The sequence below is a fragment of the Neorhizobium galegae genome (genome assembly GCF_017877055.1).
In the GTDB taxonomy this organism is placed as follows: domain Bacteria; phylum Pseudomonadota; class Alphaproteobacteria; order Rhizobiales; family Rhizobiaceae; genus Neorhizobium; species Neorhizobium galegae_D.
On sequence record NZ_JAGIPG010000002.1, the window covers coordinates 131,304 to 146,862 of the forward strand.

Annotated in this window: 16 protein-coding genes; 9 read left to right on the forward strand and 7 right to left on the reverse strand. The window is 61.6% G+C overall.

Annotated features, from left to right (window positions below):
* Positions 1 to 307: 307 nt before the first annotated feature.
* The 7 genes from J2857_RS10870 (at position 308) to J2857_RS10900 (ending at position 8,040) form a co-directional block, all read left to right on the forward strand.
* Entirely contained in the window at positions 308 to 2,041 is a 1,734-nt protein-coding gene (locus tag J2857_RS10870; RefSeq protein WP_210010225.1) for a chemotaxis protein, read from the forward strand.
* A 174-nt stretch (positions 2,042 to 2,215) separates the two neighbouring features.
* Positions 2,216 to 2,623: a 30S ribosome-binding factor RbfA gene (rbfA, locus tag J2857_RS10875; RefSeq protein ID WP_210010226.1), complete on the forward strand. Its 408-nt coding sequence runs from the start codon at positions 2,216 to 2,218 to the stop codon at positions 2,621 to 2,623.
* Between the two features lie 12 nt (positions 2,624 to 2,635).
* The gene (gene truB, locus J2857_RS10880) at positions 2,636 to 3,565 is read left to right on the forward strand and encodes a tRNA pseudouridine(55) synthase TruB (protein ID WP_210010227.1); all 930 of its coding nucleotides are present in this window, start codon (positions 2,636 to 2,638) and stop codon (positions 3,563 to 3,565) included.
* A 153-nt stretch (positions 3,566 to 3,718) separates the two neighbouring features.
* The gene (gene rpsO, locus J2857_RS10885) at positions 3,719 to 3,988 is read left to right on the forward strand and encodes a 30S ribosomal protein S15 (RefSeq protein WP_007762572.1); all 270 of its coding nucleotides are present in this window, start codon (positions 3,719 to 3,721) and stop codon (positions 3,986 to 3,988) included.
* A 342-nt stretch (positions 3,989 to 4,330) separates the two neighbouring features.
* The gene (gene pnp / locus J2857_RS10890; RefSeq protein WP_210010228.1) at positions 4,331 to 6,463 is read left to right on the forward strand and encodes a polyribonucleotide nucleotidyltransferase; all 2,133 of its coding nucleotides are present in this window, start codon (positions 4,331 to 4,333) and stop codon (positions 6,461 to 6,463) included.
* A gap of 90 nt (positions 6,464 to 6,553) precedes the next feature.
* The gene (locus J2857_RS10895; protein ID WP_210010229.1) at positions 6,554 to 7,561 is read left to right on the forward strand and encodes a class I SAM-dependent methyltransferase; all 1,008 of its coding nucleotides are present in this window, start codon (positions 6,554 to 6,556) and stop codon (positions 7,559 to 7,561) included.
* A gap of 71 nt (positions 7,562 to 7,632) precedes the next feature.
* Positions 7,633 to 8,040, forward strand: coding sequence for an ester cyclase (locus J2857_RS10900; RefSeq protein WP_210010230.1), 408 nt, complete (start codon positions 7,633 to 7,635; stop codon positions 8,038 to 8,040).
* A 55-nt stretch (positions 8,041 to 8,095) separates the two neighbouring features.
* On the opposite strand, the gene fabI is transcribed toward J2857_RS10900, so the two are convergent.
* Genes fabI through fabA form a run of 3 tightly spaced genes read right to left on the reverse strand, consistent with a single transcriptional unit; the run spans position 8,096 to position 10,693 of the window.
* Entirely contained in the window at positions 8,096 to 8,902 is an 807-nt protein-coding gene (gene fabI, locus J2857_RS10905; protein WP_210010231.1) for an enoyl-ACP reductase FabI, read from the reverse strand.
* A gap of 4 nt (positions 8,903 to 8,906) precedes the next feature.
* Positions 8,907 to 10,130, reverse strand: a complete 1,224-nt coding sequence (fabB, locus tag J2857_RS10910; RefSeq protein WP_210010232.1) for a beta-ketoacyl-ACP synthase I — start codon at positions 10,128 to 10,130, stop codon at positions 8,907 to 8,909.
* A gap of 47 nt (positions 10,131 to 10,177) precedes the next feature.
* Positions 10,178 to 10,693, reverse strand: coding sequence for a 3-hydroxyacyl-[acyl-carrier-protein] dehydratase FabA (fabA, locus tag J2857_RS10915; RefSeq protein WP_038547719.1), 516 nt, complete (start codon positions 10,691 to 10,693; stop codon positions 10,178 to 10,180).
* 317 nt (positions 10,694 to 11,010) lie between these two features.
* On the opposite strand from fabA, the gene irrA reads away from it, so the two are divergent.
* Entirely contained in the window at positions 11,011 to 11,427 is a 417-nt protein-coding gene (gene irrA / locus J2857_RS10920) for an iron response transcriptional regulator IrrA (protein WP_210010233.1), read from the forward strand.
* 5 nt (positions 11,428 to 11,432) lie between these two features.
* Here irrA and J2857_RS10925 read toward each other — a convergent pair whose 3' ends face one another.
* Positions 11,433 to 12,089 carry a trimeric intracellular cation channel family protein gene (locus tag J2857_RS10925; protein ID WP_210010234.1) on the reverse strand — a complete coding sequence of 219 codons (657 nt, stop codon included), beginning with the start codon at positions 12,087 to 12,089 and terminating at the stop codon, positions 11,433 to 11,435.
* Between the two features lie 116 nt (positions 12,090 to 12,205).
* On the opposite strand from J2857_RS10925, the gene J2857_RS10930 reads away from it, so the two are divergent.
* Complete coding sequence (locus J2857_RS10930; RefSeq protein WP_210010235.1) at positions 12,206 to 12,682, forward strand: hypothetical protein; 477 nt, start codon at positions 12,206 to 12,208, stop codon at positions 12,680 to 12,682.
* Positions 12,683 to 12,700: 18 nt separating this feature from the next.
* Here the strand turns inward: J2857_RS10930 and J2857_RS10935 are convergent, their stop codons facing one another.
* The 3 genes from J2857_RS10935 to J2857_RS10945 all read right to left on the reverse strand — a co-directional run bounded on the left by J2857_RS10935 (position 12,701) and on the right by J2857_RS10945 (position 15,542).
* Positions 12,701 to 13,489: a YdcF family protein gene (locus J2857_RS10935; protein ID WP_210010236.1), complete on the reverse strand. Its 789-nt coding sequence runs from the start codon at positions 13,487 to 13,489 to the stop codon at positions 12,701 to 12,703.
* Positions 13,490 to 13,507: 18 nt separating this feature from the next.
* On the reverse strand, positions 13,508 to 14,224 hold the full coding sequence (locus J2857_RS10940) for a YoaK family protein (RefSeq protein ID WP_210010237.1): 717 nt from the start codon (positions 14,222 to 14,224) through the stop codon (positions 13,508 to 13,510).
* A gap of 109 nt (positions 14,225 to 14,333) precedes the next feature.
* Entirely contained in the window at positions 14,334 to 15,542 is a 1,209-nt protein-coding gene (locus tag J2857_RS10945) for a TIGR03862 family flavoprotein (protein ID WP_210010238.1), read from the reverse strand.
* Positions 15,543 to 15,559: the final 17 nt, after the last annotated feature.

Genomic DNA, 15,559 nt, shown 5'->3' on the forward strand with positions numbered 1-15,559 from the left:
AAATAGCTGCCCGAATTTGGACTTGCATCGTTAATCAGGAGTTAATCCGCTATGACGACTTTTCGCGAAACAATACTGATAGGTTGTATTTTGCCACGTCTAGGGACGGAAACATTAACCACAAGTCGCAAATGGGAATGCCGTATTTTGCGGGAATTAACTCTTTGGCGCCCAGAGTAGTTCTCACGCGGGACGGAACTATGCCACGAACTGGCTGGTGTGGAGCTGTCCCGAAACAATACGGACGAGTTCATCGTCGTTATCATCGGCAGGCAGAGGTCCCGCGGGACCTGAAAGGTGAGGCAAAGTGGCTGTCAGGGCACCCATTTTCGACGTCGCGGACAATTCGGCGGGCGTTCTGGTCTTTGTCGACCGGATGGAAACGGCACGTTCTCGTATCGAGGAACGCTTTCTCGATGGCGGCGCCGCACTTCTGTCGATCCTCGACGTGCTGAACAAGCTGATTGCCTCCCTCGACCAGTTGACCGGTTCGCTGGATGAAGGAACGGCAAACGCCACGATGGCCGAACTGAAGAGCACGGTCGAGCGCCTGTCGCACCTGACCAGGCTCGAATCCGGACGCCAGATCGGCTTCCAGGAAATCGCCTGCGCGGAGCGAAAACTCCGGCCCCAGATCGAGGATATGCAGGAAACCCTGCGCTATCTGCGCACCTTCGCCGTGACGGCCAAGATCACCGGTGCCGGCATTGCCGATTTCGCCGGCTTTGCGGAGGAAATTCTCGCAAGGATCCAGGAAGGCTCGCGCCAGGTCAACGATCTAGCCGGCAAGCTGAGCACGCTCGGCCACGGTCTCGGGCCTGTCATGGCCAAGGGCAAGGCGATCCTGGCGAGCTACGATCAGACGGTGCCGCAGATCGTTTCCGGCCTCTCCAATGGCGCGGCCGAGATCGGCAAGCACCGCAAGCTGCTCGTCGAGCGCGCCGCAAGTGTGCGTGCCGTCGCCGGCGTCATCCAGTCCAAGCTCGCCTCGACGCTGTCGGCCATGCAGGTTGGCGACATCACCCGCCAGCGCATCGAACATTGCCAGTCGAGCCTGCGCATCCTGTCCGATTATATGGAGTCGCCTGCGGCCGCCAGACTGACTGGCGATCAGCGCGAAAGCCTGTCGCTGATCATCCGCAAGCTCGTGTCGCTGCAGCTCAATCAATCCATCTCCGACTTCGATCGCGATACCGCAAAGATCGTTGCCACCGTCGCAAGCTTCCGGTCCGATCTGTCGCAGATCGAGGCGTTGCGTGCGACGATGACCGATGCCGACAGCGGCGACAACGACAATGCGATCCGGCAGCTCGAGAGCGGCGTGGCCGCAGCTCGCGGCGCCGTGCGCGAAATCGAGGAGGTTGCCCACCACGCCGGCGAGCTCAGCCGGTCGACCAGCGATACCGTCCGCGAACTTCTCGATGGCATCGGCATCGTCAAGGTCGTGCGCACCGACATTCATTACATGGCACTCAACACCAACCTGCGTTGCGGCAAGATCGGTGAGGAAGGCAGGGCGATCAACGTCGTGACCGCCGAACTGCGCAACTTCGCCGCGGTGCTCGACGAGACGGCCGAAAAGATCCTGGTCGAACTCCAGACGCTCGAAATCGCTGCCAACAAGCTGACCGGCGTACATGGCGAAGAGAGCGAACAAAGCCTCGATCAGCGTCTGGAAAACGCGCTTGAAAACATCCGCTCCGTCGGCGACCGGATGGATGCCCAGATGTTGGCGCTCGGCGATCAGAGCAGCACGGCGGTCGGCGAGATGGATATCTCGCTCGCCCGGCTGAACTTCAACGCCGAACTCGGCGAGGTGCTGCGCTCCTGCGCCAATGAGATGGAACTCGACGAGGACTTCTTCGAAGCGCCGGGCCTCGAAGAGGCGCTTGCCGATGTCGGCGGCCGCATTGCCCGCCTCTATACGATGGTGAGCGAACGCGAGCTGCATGCCGCACTACTGGGAACCGAGCCGCCGGTGGAAGCCGCTGCCGTCACGACCACCATGTCCGACGACGATATCGACGACGCCCTGTTCTGATAGTCCGGCACCTGCGGGAGCCGGTTGAATGCCGCATTCGGCGGCTTACCCTGCTAAGATAAAGCGGATAGGGCGCCTTGACCTTTGGGCGCACCTGGGTCATGTGACCGCCTTTGCTGACGCAGCGCTTGGAATACGGGACGAACCCCGCAAGTGCTCTAGAAGAGAAACAAAATGAGCAAGCCTACATCCTCGGCGCCCTCCCAGCGCATGCTTCGCGTTGGCGAACAGGTCCGCGCCGCCATTACCCAGGTCCTCCAACGCGGCGAAGTGCGCGACGACCTGATCGAAAAGACCGTGATCTCGGTTTCGGAAGTACGCATGTCGACCGACCTGAAGATCGCCACGGCCTACGTGACACCCCTCGGCTTGCCGGATCATGCGGCGGTCATCGAGGCGCTGAACCGCAACGCCAAATACATCCGCGGTCGTATCGGCGGCCAGCTTCGGCAGATGAAATACATGCCGGAAGTCCGCTTCCGGGACGATACCAGCTTCGACAACTACAAGAAGATCGATGAGCTGCTGCGCTCGCCGGAGGTCCAGCGGGACCTCGAAGGCGGCAGTGAAGACAAAGAATAGTCAAGAGAACGCATGTCCAAACCCCGCAAACCAAAGGGCCGCCCGGTTTCCGGTTGGCTTATCCTCGACAAGCCGGTTGATTTCGGCTCGACCGAGGCCGTCTCCAAGATCAAATGGCTGTTCAACGCCCAGAAGGCCGGCCACGCCGGCACGCTCGATCCGCTCGCCTCCGGCATGCTGCCGATCGCGCTCGGCGATGCGACCAAGACCGTGCCTTACGTCATGGATGGCCGCAAGATTTATGAATTCGCCGTCAGCTGGGGCCAGGAGCGCTCGACCGACGACCTCGAAGGCGAAGTCACGGCTTCCTCGGACACACGTCCCGACGAACAGTCTATCCGTGATCTGCTGCCGAAATATACCGGCACGATCAGCCAGATCCCGCCGCAGTTCTCGGCGATCAAGATTGCCGGCGAGCGGGCCTATGACCTCGCTCGCGATGGCGAGACGGTCGATATCCCTTCCCGCGAAGTGGAGATCTTCCGGCTGACGCTGCTCGGCGTCACTGCGGACAAGGCGCATTTCGAGGTGGAATGCGGCAAGGGCACCTATGTGCGTGCGCTTGCCCGCGATTTCGGCCGCGATCTTGGCTGCTATGGCCATATTTCCGAACTGCGCCGCACCTTCGTCGCGCCGTTCGCCGAGGAAAAGATGGTGCCGCTCGCTGACCTCGTGGCGCTCGAAGAGATCGAGGACCGCGACGAACGCCTGGCGGCGCTCGATGCATTCCTGATCGATACCGCCGAGGCGCTGTCCAGCCTGCCGCATCTGCCGGTCACTGACGACCAGGCGCACCGGCTGAAAATGGGCAATCCGGTCATCCTGCGCGGCCGCGATGCGCCGCTTGCAGAGGCCGAGGCCTATGCGACGGTACGTGGCAAGCTGATCGCCATCGGCGAGATCGGCCAAGGCGAATTCCGGCCGAAACGGGTCTTCGGCTGAGCAGAACATCGCTCTTCCAATCCGGGCATGAATAGTTTATAGGCAGCGCCAGCAAGAAGGCGGCCTCTGGCATTCATTTTGCTTTCATGGCCAATGCTGGACGACATCCCGGCCTTTGGCGTCCCTGTTTCCTCTCAAAAGAAAGGACATCCGATGTCGATCACTGCCGAGCGTAAGACTGCGCTGATCAAGGAATATGCAACTGTCGAAGGCGACACCGGTTCTCCGGAGGTCCAGGTTGCGATCCTGACCGAGCGCATCAACAACCTGACCGAACATTTCAAGGGCCACAAGAAGGACAACCACTCCCGTCGTGGCCTGCTGACGATGGTTTCGAGCCGCCGCTCGCTTCTTGACTATCTCAAGAAGAAGGACGAAGGCCGCTACACCAAGCTGATCACCAGCCTGGGTATTCGCCGCTGATAAATCTTCCGGCGGGCCTGGAGACAGTGCCCGCCGGACGCCTTTTCGGGCATAGGCCCGATAACGATATGCTGGCGCCCCGCTATGAAGACTTGCGTGGCGAACTCCCGGCGGACCCGGATGGGCCGGATCTGCCAAACAAACCGTTGACCTGTCATGGGGCAGGATTGCCGGATGCTTTCGGCCAAAGCCCTCGGGGCTTTAGCCGCGGCTCCCTTTGAGGATGCCGGTGACGCAAAAGCCTCCCGTTGTCTTGCCCATGATGTGTCACATTGATTGCGGTCGACTGTGCGCTACGCCCGATATCGGCGATGCGTGTGCTCCCGCATTGAAGGACAAGACATGTTCAATACACATTCCGTCGAAATCGAATGGGCAGGCCGCCCGCTGAAGCTGGAAACGGGCAAGATCGCCCGCCAGGCTGACGGCGCGGTTCTGGCGACCTACGGCGAAACCGTCGTTCTCGCGACCGTGGTTTCCGCCAAGGCTCCGAAGCCGGGCCAGGATTTCTTCCCGCTCACCGTCAACTACCAGGAAAAGACCTATGCCGCCGGCAAGATTCCGGGCGGCTATTTCAAGCGCGAAGGCCGTCCGTCGGAAAACGAAACCCTCGTTTCCCGCCTGATCGACCGCCCGATCCGCCCGCTCTTCCCGGAAGGCTACAAGAACGACACCCAGGTCGTCGTCACCGTCATCCAGCATGACCTCGAGAACAACCCGGACATCCTGTCCATGGTCGCCACCTCGGCGGCGCTCACCCTTTCCGGCGTTCCCTTCATGGGCCCGGTCGGCGGCGCCCGCGTCGGTTACATCAACGGCGAATACGTTCTCAACCCGCATCTCGACGAGATGGACGAGTCGGTTCTCGACCTCGTCGTCGCCGGCACCCAGGACGCCGTCCTGATGGTTGAATCGGAAGCCAAGGAACTCAACGAAGACGTCATGCTCGGCGCCGTCATGTTCGGCCACCGCGGCTTCCAGCCTGTGATCGACGCGATCATCAAGCTCGCCGAAGTCGCCGCCAAGGAGCCGCGCGAATTCGAACCGGAAGATCATTCCGAACTCGAAGCCGAAATGCTGCAGCATTTCGAAGCCGAGCTGCGCGAAGGCTACAAGATCACCCAGAAGGCCGACCGTTACGCTGCCGTCGACGCCGTCAAGGCGAAGGTCAAGGCTCACTTCTTCCCGGAAGGTGTCGAGCCGAAGTACAGCCCGGAAGTCATCGGCGCCGTCTTCAAGCACTTGCAGGCCAAGATCGTTCGCTGGAACATTCTCGATACCAAGAGCCGTATCGACGGTCGTGACCTCGAGACTGTCCGTCCGATCGTCTCGGAAGTCGGCATCCTGCCGCGCACCCACGGTTCCGCCCTCTTCACCCGCGGCGAAACCCAGGCGATCGTTGTCGCCACGCTCGGCACCGGCGAAGACGAACAGTACGTCGACAGCCTGACGGGCATGTACAAGGAGCGCTTCCTGCTCCATTACAACTTCCCTCCCTACTCGGTTGGTGAAACCGGCCGCATGGGCTCCCCGGGCCGCCGCGAAATCGGCCACGGCAAGCTCGCATGGCGCGCCATCCGCCCGATGCTGCCGACGCCTGAGCAGTTCCCCTACACGCTGCGCGTCGTCTCCGAGATCACCGAGTCTAACGGCTCATCTTCGATGGCGACCGTCTGCGGCACCTCGCTCGCTCTGATGGACGCAGGCGTACCGCTCGCCAAGCCGGTAGCCGGCATTGCCATGGGCCTCATCCTCGAAGGTGAACGTTTCGCCGTCCTCTCCGACATTCTCGGCGACGAAGACCACCTCGGCGACATGGACTTCAAGGTTGCCGGCACCAATGACGGCATCACCTCGCTGCAGATGGACATCAAGATCGCCGGCATCACCGAAGAGATCATGAAGGTCGCGCTCAGCCAGGCGCAGGGCGGTCGCAAGCACATCCTCGGCGAAATGGCGAATGCTCTTTCCGAGAGCCGCGGCCAGCTCGGCGAATTCGCACCGCGCATCGAAGTGATGAACATCCCGGTCGACAAGATCCGCGAAGTCATCGGTTCGGGCGGCAAGGTCATCCGCGAAATCGTCGAAAAGACCGGCGCCAAGATCAACATCGAGGACGACGGCACCGTCAAGATCGCCTCTTCCTCCGGCAAGGAAATCGAAGCGGCCCGCAAGTGGATCCACTCGATCGTCGCAGAACCGGAAGTCGGCGCCATCTATGAAGGCACGGTCGTCAAGACCGCCGATTTCGGTGCGTTCGTGAACTTCTTCGGCGCCCGCGACGGCCTCGTGCACATCTCGCAGCTCGCTTCCGAGCGTGTTGCCAAGACCCAGGACGTCGTCAAGGAAGGCGACAAGGTCTGGGTCAAGCTGATGGGCTTCGACGAGCGCGGCAAGGTTCGCCTGTCGATGAAGGTCGTCGATCAGGCCACCGGCCAGGAAGTCAAGAAGGCTGAAGGCGAAGCCGCCGAATAAGGCTTCTCCCCTTCCGAGACATCGAGGCGCGGAAGCTCTTCCGCGCCTTTTGTTTATCTGCTGTTACGAGACGAACCCACGAGACGAACCATGAGCCGAGACACCCTCAAGACCCTGTTCCACCCCTTCGACACCGGCGCAGTTCCCACGCCCGGCGAAGGTGAGCGTGTACTCTTTCTCGGCGCAGAAGGCGGCAATGCCTTGCCCGACGGGTTCGCAGCTGGGATCACCGCGGTGCAGCCGTTCCGGCCGCTGTTCCGGACCTTGCGCGAGGGAGCCTATCCCGAGGCCGAGGGTGACGGCTACGACGTAGGGCTGGTGCTCTGCGGCAAGCATCGCGGAGAGAACGAGAACCGCGTAGCGGAGGCTCTGGAGCGCGTTAGAACCGGCGGCGTGATCATTGTCGCCGGGGCTAAGGAAGACGGCATCCAGCCGCTCCGCAACACGCTCCTGAAGCTCGGCATCGAGCTCGACTACACGCCGAAATACCACGGCGTCGCGATATGGTTCGCCAGGCCCGCCAATGCCGATGCGGCGATCAAGGCGCTGGAGAAATCGACCGTGGTGATCGACGCCCGGTTCGAGGCTGCACCTGGCATGTTTTCCCACGATCGCGTCGACGCGGGCTCCGAACTGCTCGCCGGCCGCCTGCCGACCGACTTCGACGGCAACGCCGCCGACTTCGGCGCCGGCTGGGGTTATCTGTCTGTGATGCTGGCGGAAAAGTCGAAGCGCGTGAACCGCATCGATCTTTTCGAGGCCGATTATCAGGCGCTGGAATTTGCCAAGCGCAACATCTCGCGCAACTGCCCGGACCTCAACGCCCGCTTCTATTGGCAGGATCTCGGCGTCGAGCCGCCGAAGGAAAAATACGACCTGGTCATCATGAACCCGCCCTTCCACGAGGCGCAGGCAGCTGACCCGGAACTCGGCAAGACGATGATCCGCACCGCCGCTGCGGCGCTCAAGAACGGCGGGCGACTGATGCTGGTCGCCAATCGTGGCCTGACCTATGAACCGGTGCTGGCCGAAGGTTTCCGCGAAAGCGGCGAGACGTGCCGCAACGCCCGTTTCAAAGTGCTTTGGGCAAAGAAGTAAGCCGATTTTTTGTTCAGTCCTTTCTCCGTATCCGCTAAATGTCCCGGTGGGGAACTGACGGAGATAGGGACATGGATATCAACGCAAACAAGATGGTCGTGCAGGCTTATGTCGAGGCAATCAACCGCTTTGACATTCAAGCCCTGCGTCGGATATTTTCGCCGGAAGCACGCATTTACGGCGTTCTGGGTTATGGCGGCCTCGACGTTGTCGAGCCCATCTGGCGCGAGCTGCACGAAAGCATGAATATGTGTCTCGAAGTGCTCGATATGGCGGCCGAGGGACAGAATGTTGTTGCTCGTTACAGGGAGACCGGGCGCTATACAGGTTTCTTCCGCGGGCTTTCCGGCCACGAGCCAACCGGCAAAAGTTATGAAATCACCGCGATGGAATGGTTTGTCATCGAGGATGGCATGATCACCAGCCGATGGGGCGCAAGGGATTCTGCAGCCATCACGCGGCAGGTGACCGCCTCGTAGAGCCACCCATTTTAGAGAAATGCCGAGCCGTGATGCCGGCCCGGCTTTTTAGTTCTTATTCCGTATCCGCGTTCCGCAGCCGGTCGAGGCTCGGCAGCGAGGTGATATTGTAGCCGGCGTCCACATAGTGGATTTCGCCGGTCACGCCGCGCGACAAGTCGGAGAGCAGGTAGAGCGCCGAGCCGCCGATATCCTCGATGGTTGCGGTGCGGCGAAGCGGCGCGTTCTTCTGGTTCCAGGAATAGATCGCCCGGGCGTCGGAAATGCCGGCACCCGCAAGCGTGCGCACCGGGCCTGCCGAGATTGCGTTGACGCGGATGTCGCGCGGACCGTAGTCGGCGGCGAGATAACGCACCGAACTCTCAAGTGCTGCCTTGGCGACGCCCATGACGTTGTAGTTCGGGATCACCCGCATCGAGCCGCCATAGGTCAGCGTCAGGATCGCGCCGCCATCGGTCATCAGGTCGGCTGCCCGCTTGGAGATTTCCGTGAAGGAAAAGCAGGAGATCACCATCGTGCGGCTGAAATTGTCGCGCGTCGTGTCGGCGTAGAGGCCCTTCAGCTCGTTCTTGTCGGAAAAGCCGATCGCGTGCACCACGAAATCGAGCTTGCCCCAGCGTTCCTTGATTGCCGCGAAGGTCGCGTCCACCGAGGCAATATCCTCGACATCGCAGGGGACAACAAAATCCGAATTGACCTCGGCTGCGAGCGGTTTCACCCGCTTGCCAAGCGCATCGCCCTGATAGGTGAAGGCAAGCTCGGCGCCCTGCGCGGCGACGGCTTTCGATATCCCCCAGGCGATGGAATGATTATTGGCGACCCCCATGATCAGGCCGCGTTTCCCCTGCATGATTCCGGTCATGGATTTACCCGTTGAAGCGCTGGAAGACGAGCGTGGCGTTTGTGCCGCCGAACCCGAAGGAATTGGAAAGGACCGTGTCGATCTTGGCGTCGTCGATGCGCTTGCGCACGATCGGAACACCCTCGAATTCCGGGTCCAGGTTTTCGATATGGGCGCTTTCGCCGATGAAGCGTTCCTGCATCATCAGCAGCCCGTAGATCGATTCCTGCACGCCGGCGCCGCCGAGCGAATGGCCGGTCAGCGACTTGGTCGACTGGATATGCGGAATCTTGTCCCCGAAGACGGTGCGGATCGCGCCGATCTCCTTCGAGTCCCCGACCGGCGTCGAGGTGCCGTGGGTGTTGATGTAGTCGACATCGCCCTTCACGGTCGCCAGCGCCTGACGCATGCAGCGGATCGCGCCTTCGCCCGACGGGGCGACCATGTCGTAACCGTCCGAGGTCGCACCATAGCCGACGATTTCCGCATAGATCTTGGCGCCGCGGGCCTTGGCATGCTCAAGCTCTTCGAGAACCAGCACGCCGGCACCGCCGGCGATGACGAAGCCGTCGCGGTCGACGTCATAGGCGCGCGAGGCCCTGTCGGGATCGTTGTTGTACTTGGTGGACATGGCGCCCATGGCGTCGAACAGGTTCGACATGGTCCAGTCGAGGTCCTCGTGGCCGCCGGCGAACATCACGTCCTGCTTGCCCCACTGGATCATCTCGGTGGCATTGCCGATGCAATGTGCCGATGTCGAGCAGGCCGACGAGATCGAGTAGTTCACCCCATGGATCTTGAACCAGGTGGCAAGCGTCGCGGATGCCGTCGACGACATCGCCTTCGGCACGGCGAACGGGCCGATGCGCTTCGGGCTGTTGTTCTTGATGGTAATCTCGGCGGCCTCGATCAGCGTGCGGGTGGACGGACCGCCCGAGCCCATGATGATGCCGGTGCGTTCATTCTCGCCGATGTCCTTGTCTTCAAGGCCGGAATCGGCGATCGCCTGTTTCATCGCGACATGGTTCCAGGCGCCGCCCTGGCTGAGGAAGCGCATGGCGCGGCGGTCCACCAGTTCCGTCGGATCGAGCGTCGGCCTGCCCCAGACCTGGCACTTGAAACCGTGCTCGGCGAAATCGGGAGAGAAGGAAATGCCGGACTTTGCCTGACGCAAGGATTCGGTGACTTCGGCGGCGTCGCTCCCGATCGAGGATACGATACCGAGACCCGTTACAACTACCCGTCTCATCTCATCAAAACCTTTTCTGCTTGTACTTCTTTGGCCGCGAAGCAGGATCAGGCGGCCTTTTCCTTCGACAGGCCTACACGAAGGTCTGTCGCCTGGTAAATGGTTTCGCCATCCGCCTTGAGCCATCCGTCAGCGGTGCCAAGCACCAGACGGCCGCGCATGACGCGCTTGAAGTCGATGCCATACTCGAGCAGCTTGGTGTCCGGGCGGATCATGCCCTTGAACTTCACTTCACCGGTTGACAAAGCCATGCCCCGTCCGGGCTCGCCGAGCCAGCCGAGGAAAAAACCGGTCAATTGCCACATGCCGTCAAGGCCAAGGCAGCCCGGCATGATGGGATTGCCTTCGAAATGGCAGGGGAAATACCAGTCGTCGGGCCTAACGTCGTATTCGGCGCGAAGATAACCCTTGTCGAAGGCCCCGCCTGTCTCCGAAATGTCGGTGATGCGGTGGACCATCAACATCGGCGGCAGCGGAAGCTGCGCATTGCCGGGTCCGAACAGCTCGCCATGGGCGCAAGAGAGAAGTTCTTCGTAAGAGAAGCTGGACTGCCTGGGTGCCATAAATTTCCGTTCCCCCCGTTGAACCTTAGACCTTTTGTTTCAGCAGCTTTAGTGCAAGATCGGTCGGAATTGAAGCGTAACGATGAACTTGCGCTCCGCCTGGGGATGGCAGCCGAGCCACTGGAACATGCGTTTGTTCTGGTCCGCATATAGGAAGCTAAAGACGCAAACCAGAGGCTTGTGATGGAAATTGCGCGTTTTTGGCCCTTCCGTGGCAGGTATCCTCCGGAAACTATTGAAAGTGCTCGCCGTAAAAGTTATATCGAAAAGTCAAGATACCTGATATGGGCGCGAAACGGCAGGAGCTGACGGGCAATATGGCAGAAGCCATTACGGAGATCGAGACGAGACTGCGCCATTGCGGCCTGCGTCCGACACGGCAGCGTGTTGCGCTTGCCGACCTGCTGTTCGCCAAGGGTGACCGCCACCTGACCGTCGAGGAACTGCACGAGGAAGCCACTTTCGCCGGTGTGCACGTCTCGCTTGCGACCGTTTACAACACCCTGCACCAGTTTACCGAGGCCGGCCTCATCCGCGTGCTGGCGGTTGAAAGCGCCAGGACCTATTTCGACACCAACATTTCCGACCATCACCACTTCTTCATCGAGGGCCGCAACGAGGTGCTCGACATCCCGGTCAGCAACCTGCAGATCGATAACCTGCCGGAAGCCCCGGAAGGCATGGAAATCGCCCATGTGGACGTGATCATCCGCCTGCGCGAAAAGAAGAGCTGAAGCGCCTACTCTTTCCCTTTCTTCCCTCTCATGGCCTCGTCCTGCTCCCGCCCGGGCCGTGGCCTGTAGCGCGGCAATGTCCAGCCGTAGTGGATCGCCCCGCCCCGCAGGCCGAAGGCAAGGGCGGCACCCAGCCCCGAGCTCGCATAGAGCGGCAGGCCGAGCGCATTCGCCGCGGTAAATCCGCAGGCGCCAGCAAGTGCTGCGGTGATGTAGATTTCCGGCCTCAGCAGCACCGAGGGCTCGTTGGCCAGAAGATCGCGCAGGATGCCGCCGAAGGCAGCCGTCAGCGCTCCGGTGACGATTGCGATCGTCGGCGATCCCGTGGCGGCAAGGCCCTTTGCCGCGCCGAGCACGCTGTAGGCGGCGAGCCCGATCGCATCGAGCCAGATCAGCAGACGAAAGCGCCATTCCACCCGATGTGCCGTGCAGAAGACGAAAGTGCCGGAGATGACGCAGATCAGGATATAGGTCGGGTCGAGGACCCAGAAAACTGGCGTGCGGCCGAGGATGATATCCCTGAGCGTGCCGCCGCCGAGCCCGGTGACGGCGGCGAAGAACAGGAAACCGACCAGATCGAGCTGCTTTCGGGAAGCGGCGAGCGCGCCGGTCGCGGCAAAAAGCGCAATGCCGGCATAGTCGAGTATCGTCAGCAGTGACATGTCGGGCCTTGTGATCCAGCGTCGCGCAAGTGCAGGCCGTTAGCATAGCCGCCGATCGTTGCGCGCGTCATCCTTCGGCGCCCGCCGTGAACAGATGAATTTGCAGGGGTCCGCTCGTGAAAAAGCTCTTGATCATTGTTGTGCAGGCGCTCGTCCTGGTGCTTGCGCCGACATTTGCTTTCGCGCAGCAGCCGCAGCGTTTCAGCGATCCGGAAATCTACGAAAAGAATTATTTCCGCAAGGAATGCAAGACTGTCGACTACGGGCCGACCTTCATCAAGCGTTTCGACATCAACAACGACGGCATGCTGGACCTCGTTTCCAACCAGTCCGACATGACCTGCGACGGGGTCAAGGGACCGCGCTGCACCGGTGAAGGCTGCCCCTACAATTTCTATGTCCAGATCAAGGAAGGCGGCTACGTCATGGTCGCCACCGCCCAGCTTTATACCTACGAGTTCGTTCAGTACTTCGGCAACATGGTTTTCGAATTGACGATGCATCCCCGCTTCTGCGGTCGCACCGACGCCAAGCCCTGCGAAATGCGTGTCAGGGTGCGTGGCCTCGATTTCAATATCCTATCGAAAAAATAGAACGGTCCGGATGAGGGCTCATCCCGGAAAGAACGAATCGATCCGGCCGGTGAGGTAATAGGCCATCAGGCTCATCCATTCCCGAGCGGCGGTCGTGGTCAGCTGCGCGTTCAGCGCCGGCTGGGTGAAATCCAGCGACGGGCGGACGATGCCGCTGGTGCGGTAATCGACCGGCCAGGGCGTGACCTTGATCCCGGCCGCCCGGAACAGGGCTATCGATCGCGGCATATGGAAGGCCGAGGTGATCAGCAGGCAGTTGTCGAGCCCCTGAGCCTTGAGAAGCCCCGCCGTATTCAACGTATTCTCATAGGTCGTGCGTGACGCGTTCTCCTTCACCAGCCGATCGATCGCGATGCCGAAGGCGGAAAAGAACCGTTCCGAAGCCTGGGCTTCGCCTTCGTAGGCGCCGCTGATCGAACCGTCGCCGCCGGAAATCACAATGCGTGCTTCCGGATGATTGCGTGCAAGCCGCAGCGCCTCCACGAACCTGTCGGCAGCCTGGTTGAACTCGATGCCGCCACGCGCGGTCGTCACCTCGTTTTCGAGCACGCCGCCGAGCACGATCATGCAGGAAAGCGCCTGCGGCTCCTGGGCTGGTTTCGGAAAGCGATCTTCCAGCACCTGCAGCGCCACCGTGCCCGCGGTCGTAAAGAGCGTCGCGAACAGCACCAGCGTGGTTAGGAACACGGCTAACCCGCCGAGTTTGCGCCAGCCGGCGAAGACCAGAATTGCGGCGAGGGCAGAGAGCAGAAAAGCGATCGAGAGAGGCTGAGCGAAAACCCAGAAGAGCTTGGAAAGCAGGAACATCGATGTCCTTCGGAACGATCAGGCGCGGCGGCGGGCGGAGACGATCGGCTGCTGGAAATGCAGGTGCAGCGGGCGCGGCAGAAGTGCCGTCGCCAATGCAACAGCAAGGGCCAGAACCGAAACGATCCAGAGCGCATGACTGCCTGCATATTTCGTCAAGAAAGCGCCCGTCACGGCGCCGCATGCCATTCCGGTCCAGGGAACCGTCTGGATCAGCCAGCCGGTCGGGTTGCGATCGCCGATCAGCCAGCGGCCGATGCCGCGGCCAAAGCGGGAAAGCGCGCCCGTCACATAGGTAAGCCCGATCGGCAGTCCTTCGATATGTTCGACGGTCGCGTTGATCATGCCCATCGACAGCACAACCATATAGAATTGCAGCCGCGGAAAACCGGCCGCGGGGACCATGGAAGCGGCAGCCAGGAGGAGCGAGACGCCCGAGAGCACCACGAAGGTGCGGCGCGCCGAGACCGTGTAGGCCAGCACGATGCCGAGCGCGTTGCCGAGGATGAAGACCCAGAGCGCGATGAAGAGGATGATCGCATGGCTATAGTTGCCGTCGGCAAAGGCGATGGCTGCGCGGGTCGTGTTGCCGGTCATGAAGGAGACGAAGTCGCCCGAGAGAAGTAGGCCCACCGCATCCGTCATCCCCGCCACGAAGGAAATGGCGGCAACCAGCACAAGACCCGTCATGGTCCGTCGTCTGCGGATGATGCGTCTTCGTCTTTCCCTGGTCATGGAGCCCTTTCCTCCGCGTAAAACAGCGCGAATCGCGCCCCGAGGCGTTGATCTAGGACAATGCCGGACAACTAGACAAGAAATCGCAAATCACGCGCTGAAGCGGGTCCTATCGCGGGTGCAACCAGGCTTCGATGCCTCGTGCCGCAGCCCGGCCCGTGGCGAGGCATGCGGTAAGGAGGTAGCCCCCCGTCGGGGCCTCCCAGTCCAGCATTTCTCCTGCGGCGAACAGGCCCGGAAGCGGCTTCAGCATGTAGTTTTCGTCAAGATCGTCCCAGGCGACGCCGCCGGCTGACGAGATCGCTTCCGCGATCGGCCGCGGACGGACAACCGGGATCGGCAAAGCCTTGATCAGCCGCGCTACTTCCTCCGGCGCCATCCGGTTGGCATCCGGAAGGAGTTCGCGAAGCAGTGCTGCCTTCACACCCTCCAGCCCGGCGCCCTTGCGGAGCCGGTTGGAGAAGCTCGCCTTCGTGTCCTGCCGGGCAAGGTCGCGGGCGAGCCGCTCCAGCGTGCGGCCTGGTGCGAGGTCGATGGTCAATGCGGCCTGTCCCTGGTCGAAAAGTCGGTCCCGAAGGGCTGCGGAATGGGCATAGACGAGGCTGCCTTCGATCCCGTGTTTCGAGATCACGAATTCGCCCTGGAATGTGCCGGCGTCCGAGGTTGTGGAAACCGATTTCAGCGGCTCGCCGGCGAAACGCTCGCAAAATGCCTCGCTCCAGGCGACATCGAAACCGCAATTGGCCGGCTGCAGGTCGGCGACTTCCACGCCCTTTTCTCTCAGCCACGGCACCCAGGCGGCATCCGAGCCAAGCCGCGGCCAACTGGCGCCGCCCAGCGCCGCGAGAGCAGCATCGGGCTCGACAGTGACCGGCCCTTCCGGCGTTTCGAACCGATAACCGGTTTCGGCAAACCCGACCCAGCGATGCCGCGTCCTGAGCGTCACGCCCTGTACCTCCAGCCGCCGCAGCCAGGCGCGCAGCAGCGGCGAGGCCTTCATGACTTTGGGAAATACGCGACCGGAGGTCCCGACGAAGGTTTCCGTGCCGAGGCCCGCCGCCCAATCCCGCACATCGTCCGGCGTGAATGCCTCGAGGGCAGGGCGCAGTCGAGCGGAAGCACGTCCGAATCGCACCGCGAACTTTGAAAAATCTTCCGAATGGGTGATGTTCAGCCCGGATTTGCCGGCAAGCAGGAATTTCCGCCCGAAGGTCGGCATCGCCTCGTAGACGGTCACGGCAAGGCCGGCAGCGGAGAGAACCTCCGCTGCCATAAGACCCGCCGGGCCGCCCCCGATGATCGCGATCTGCTTCGTCATGCCTCCCGGTTACGGCA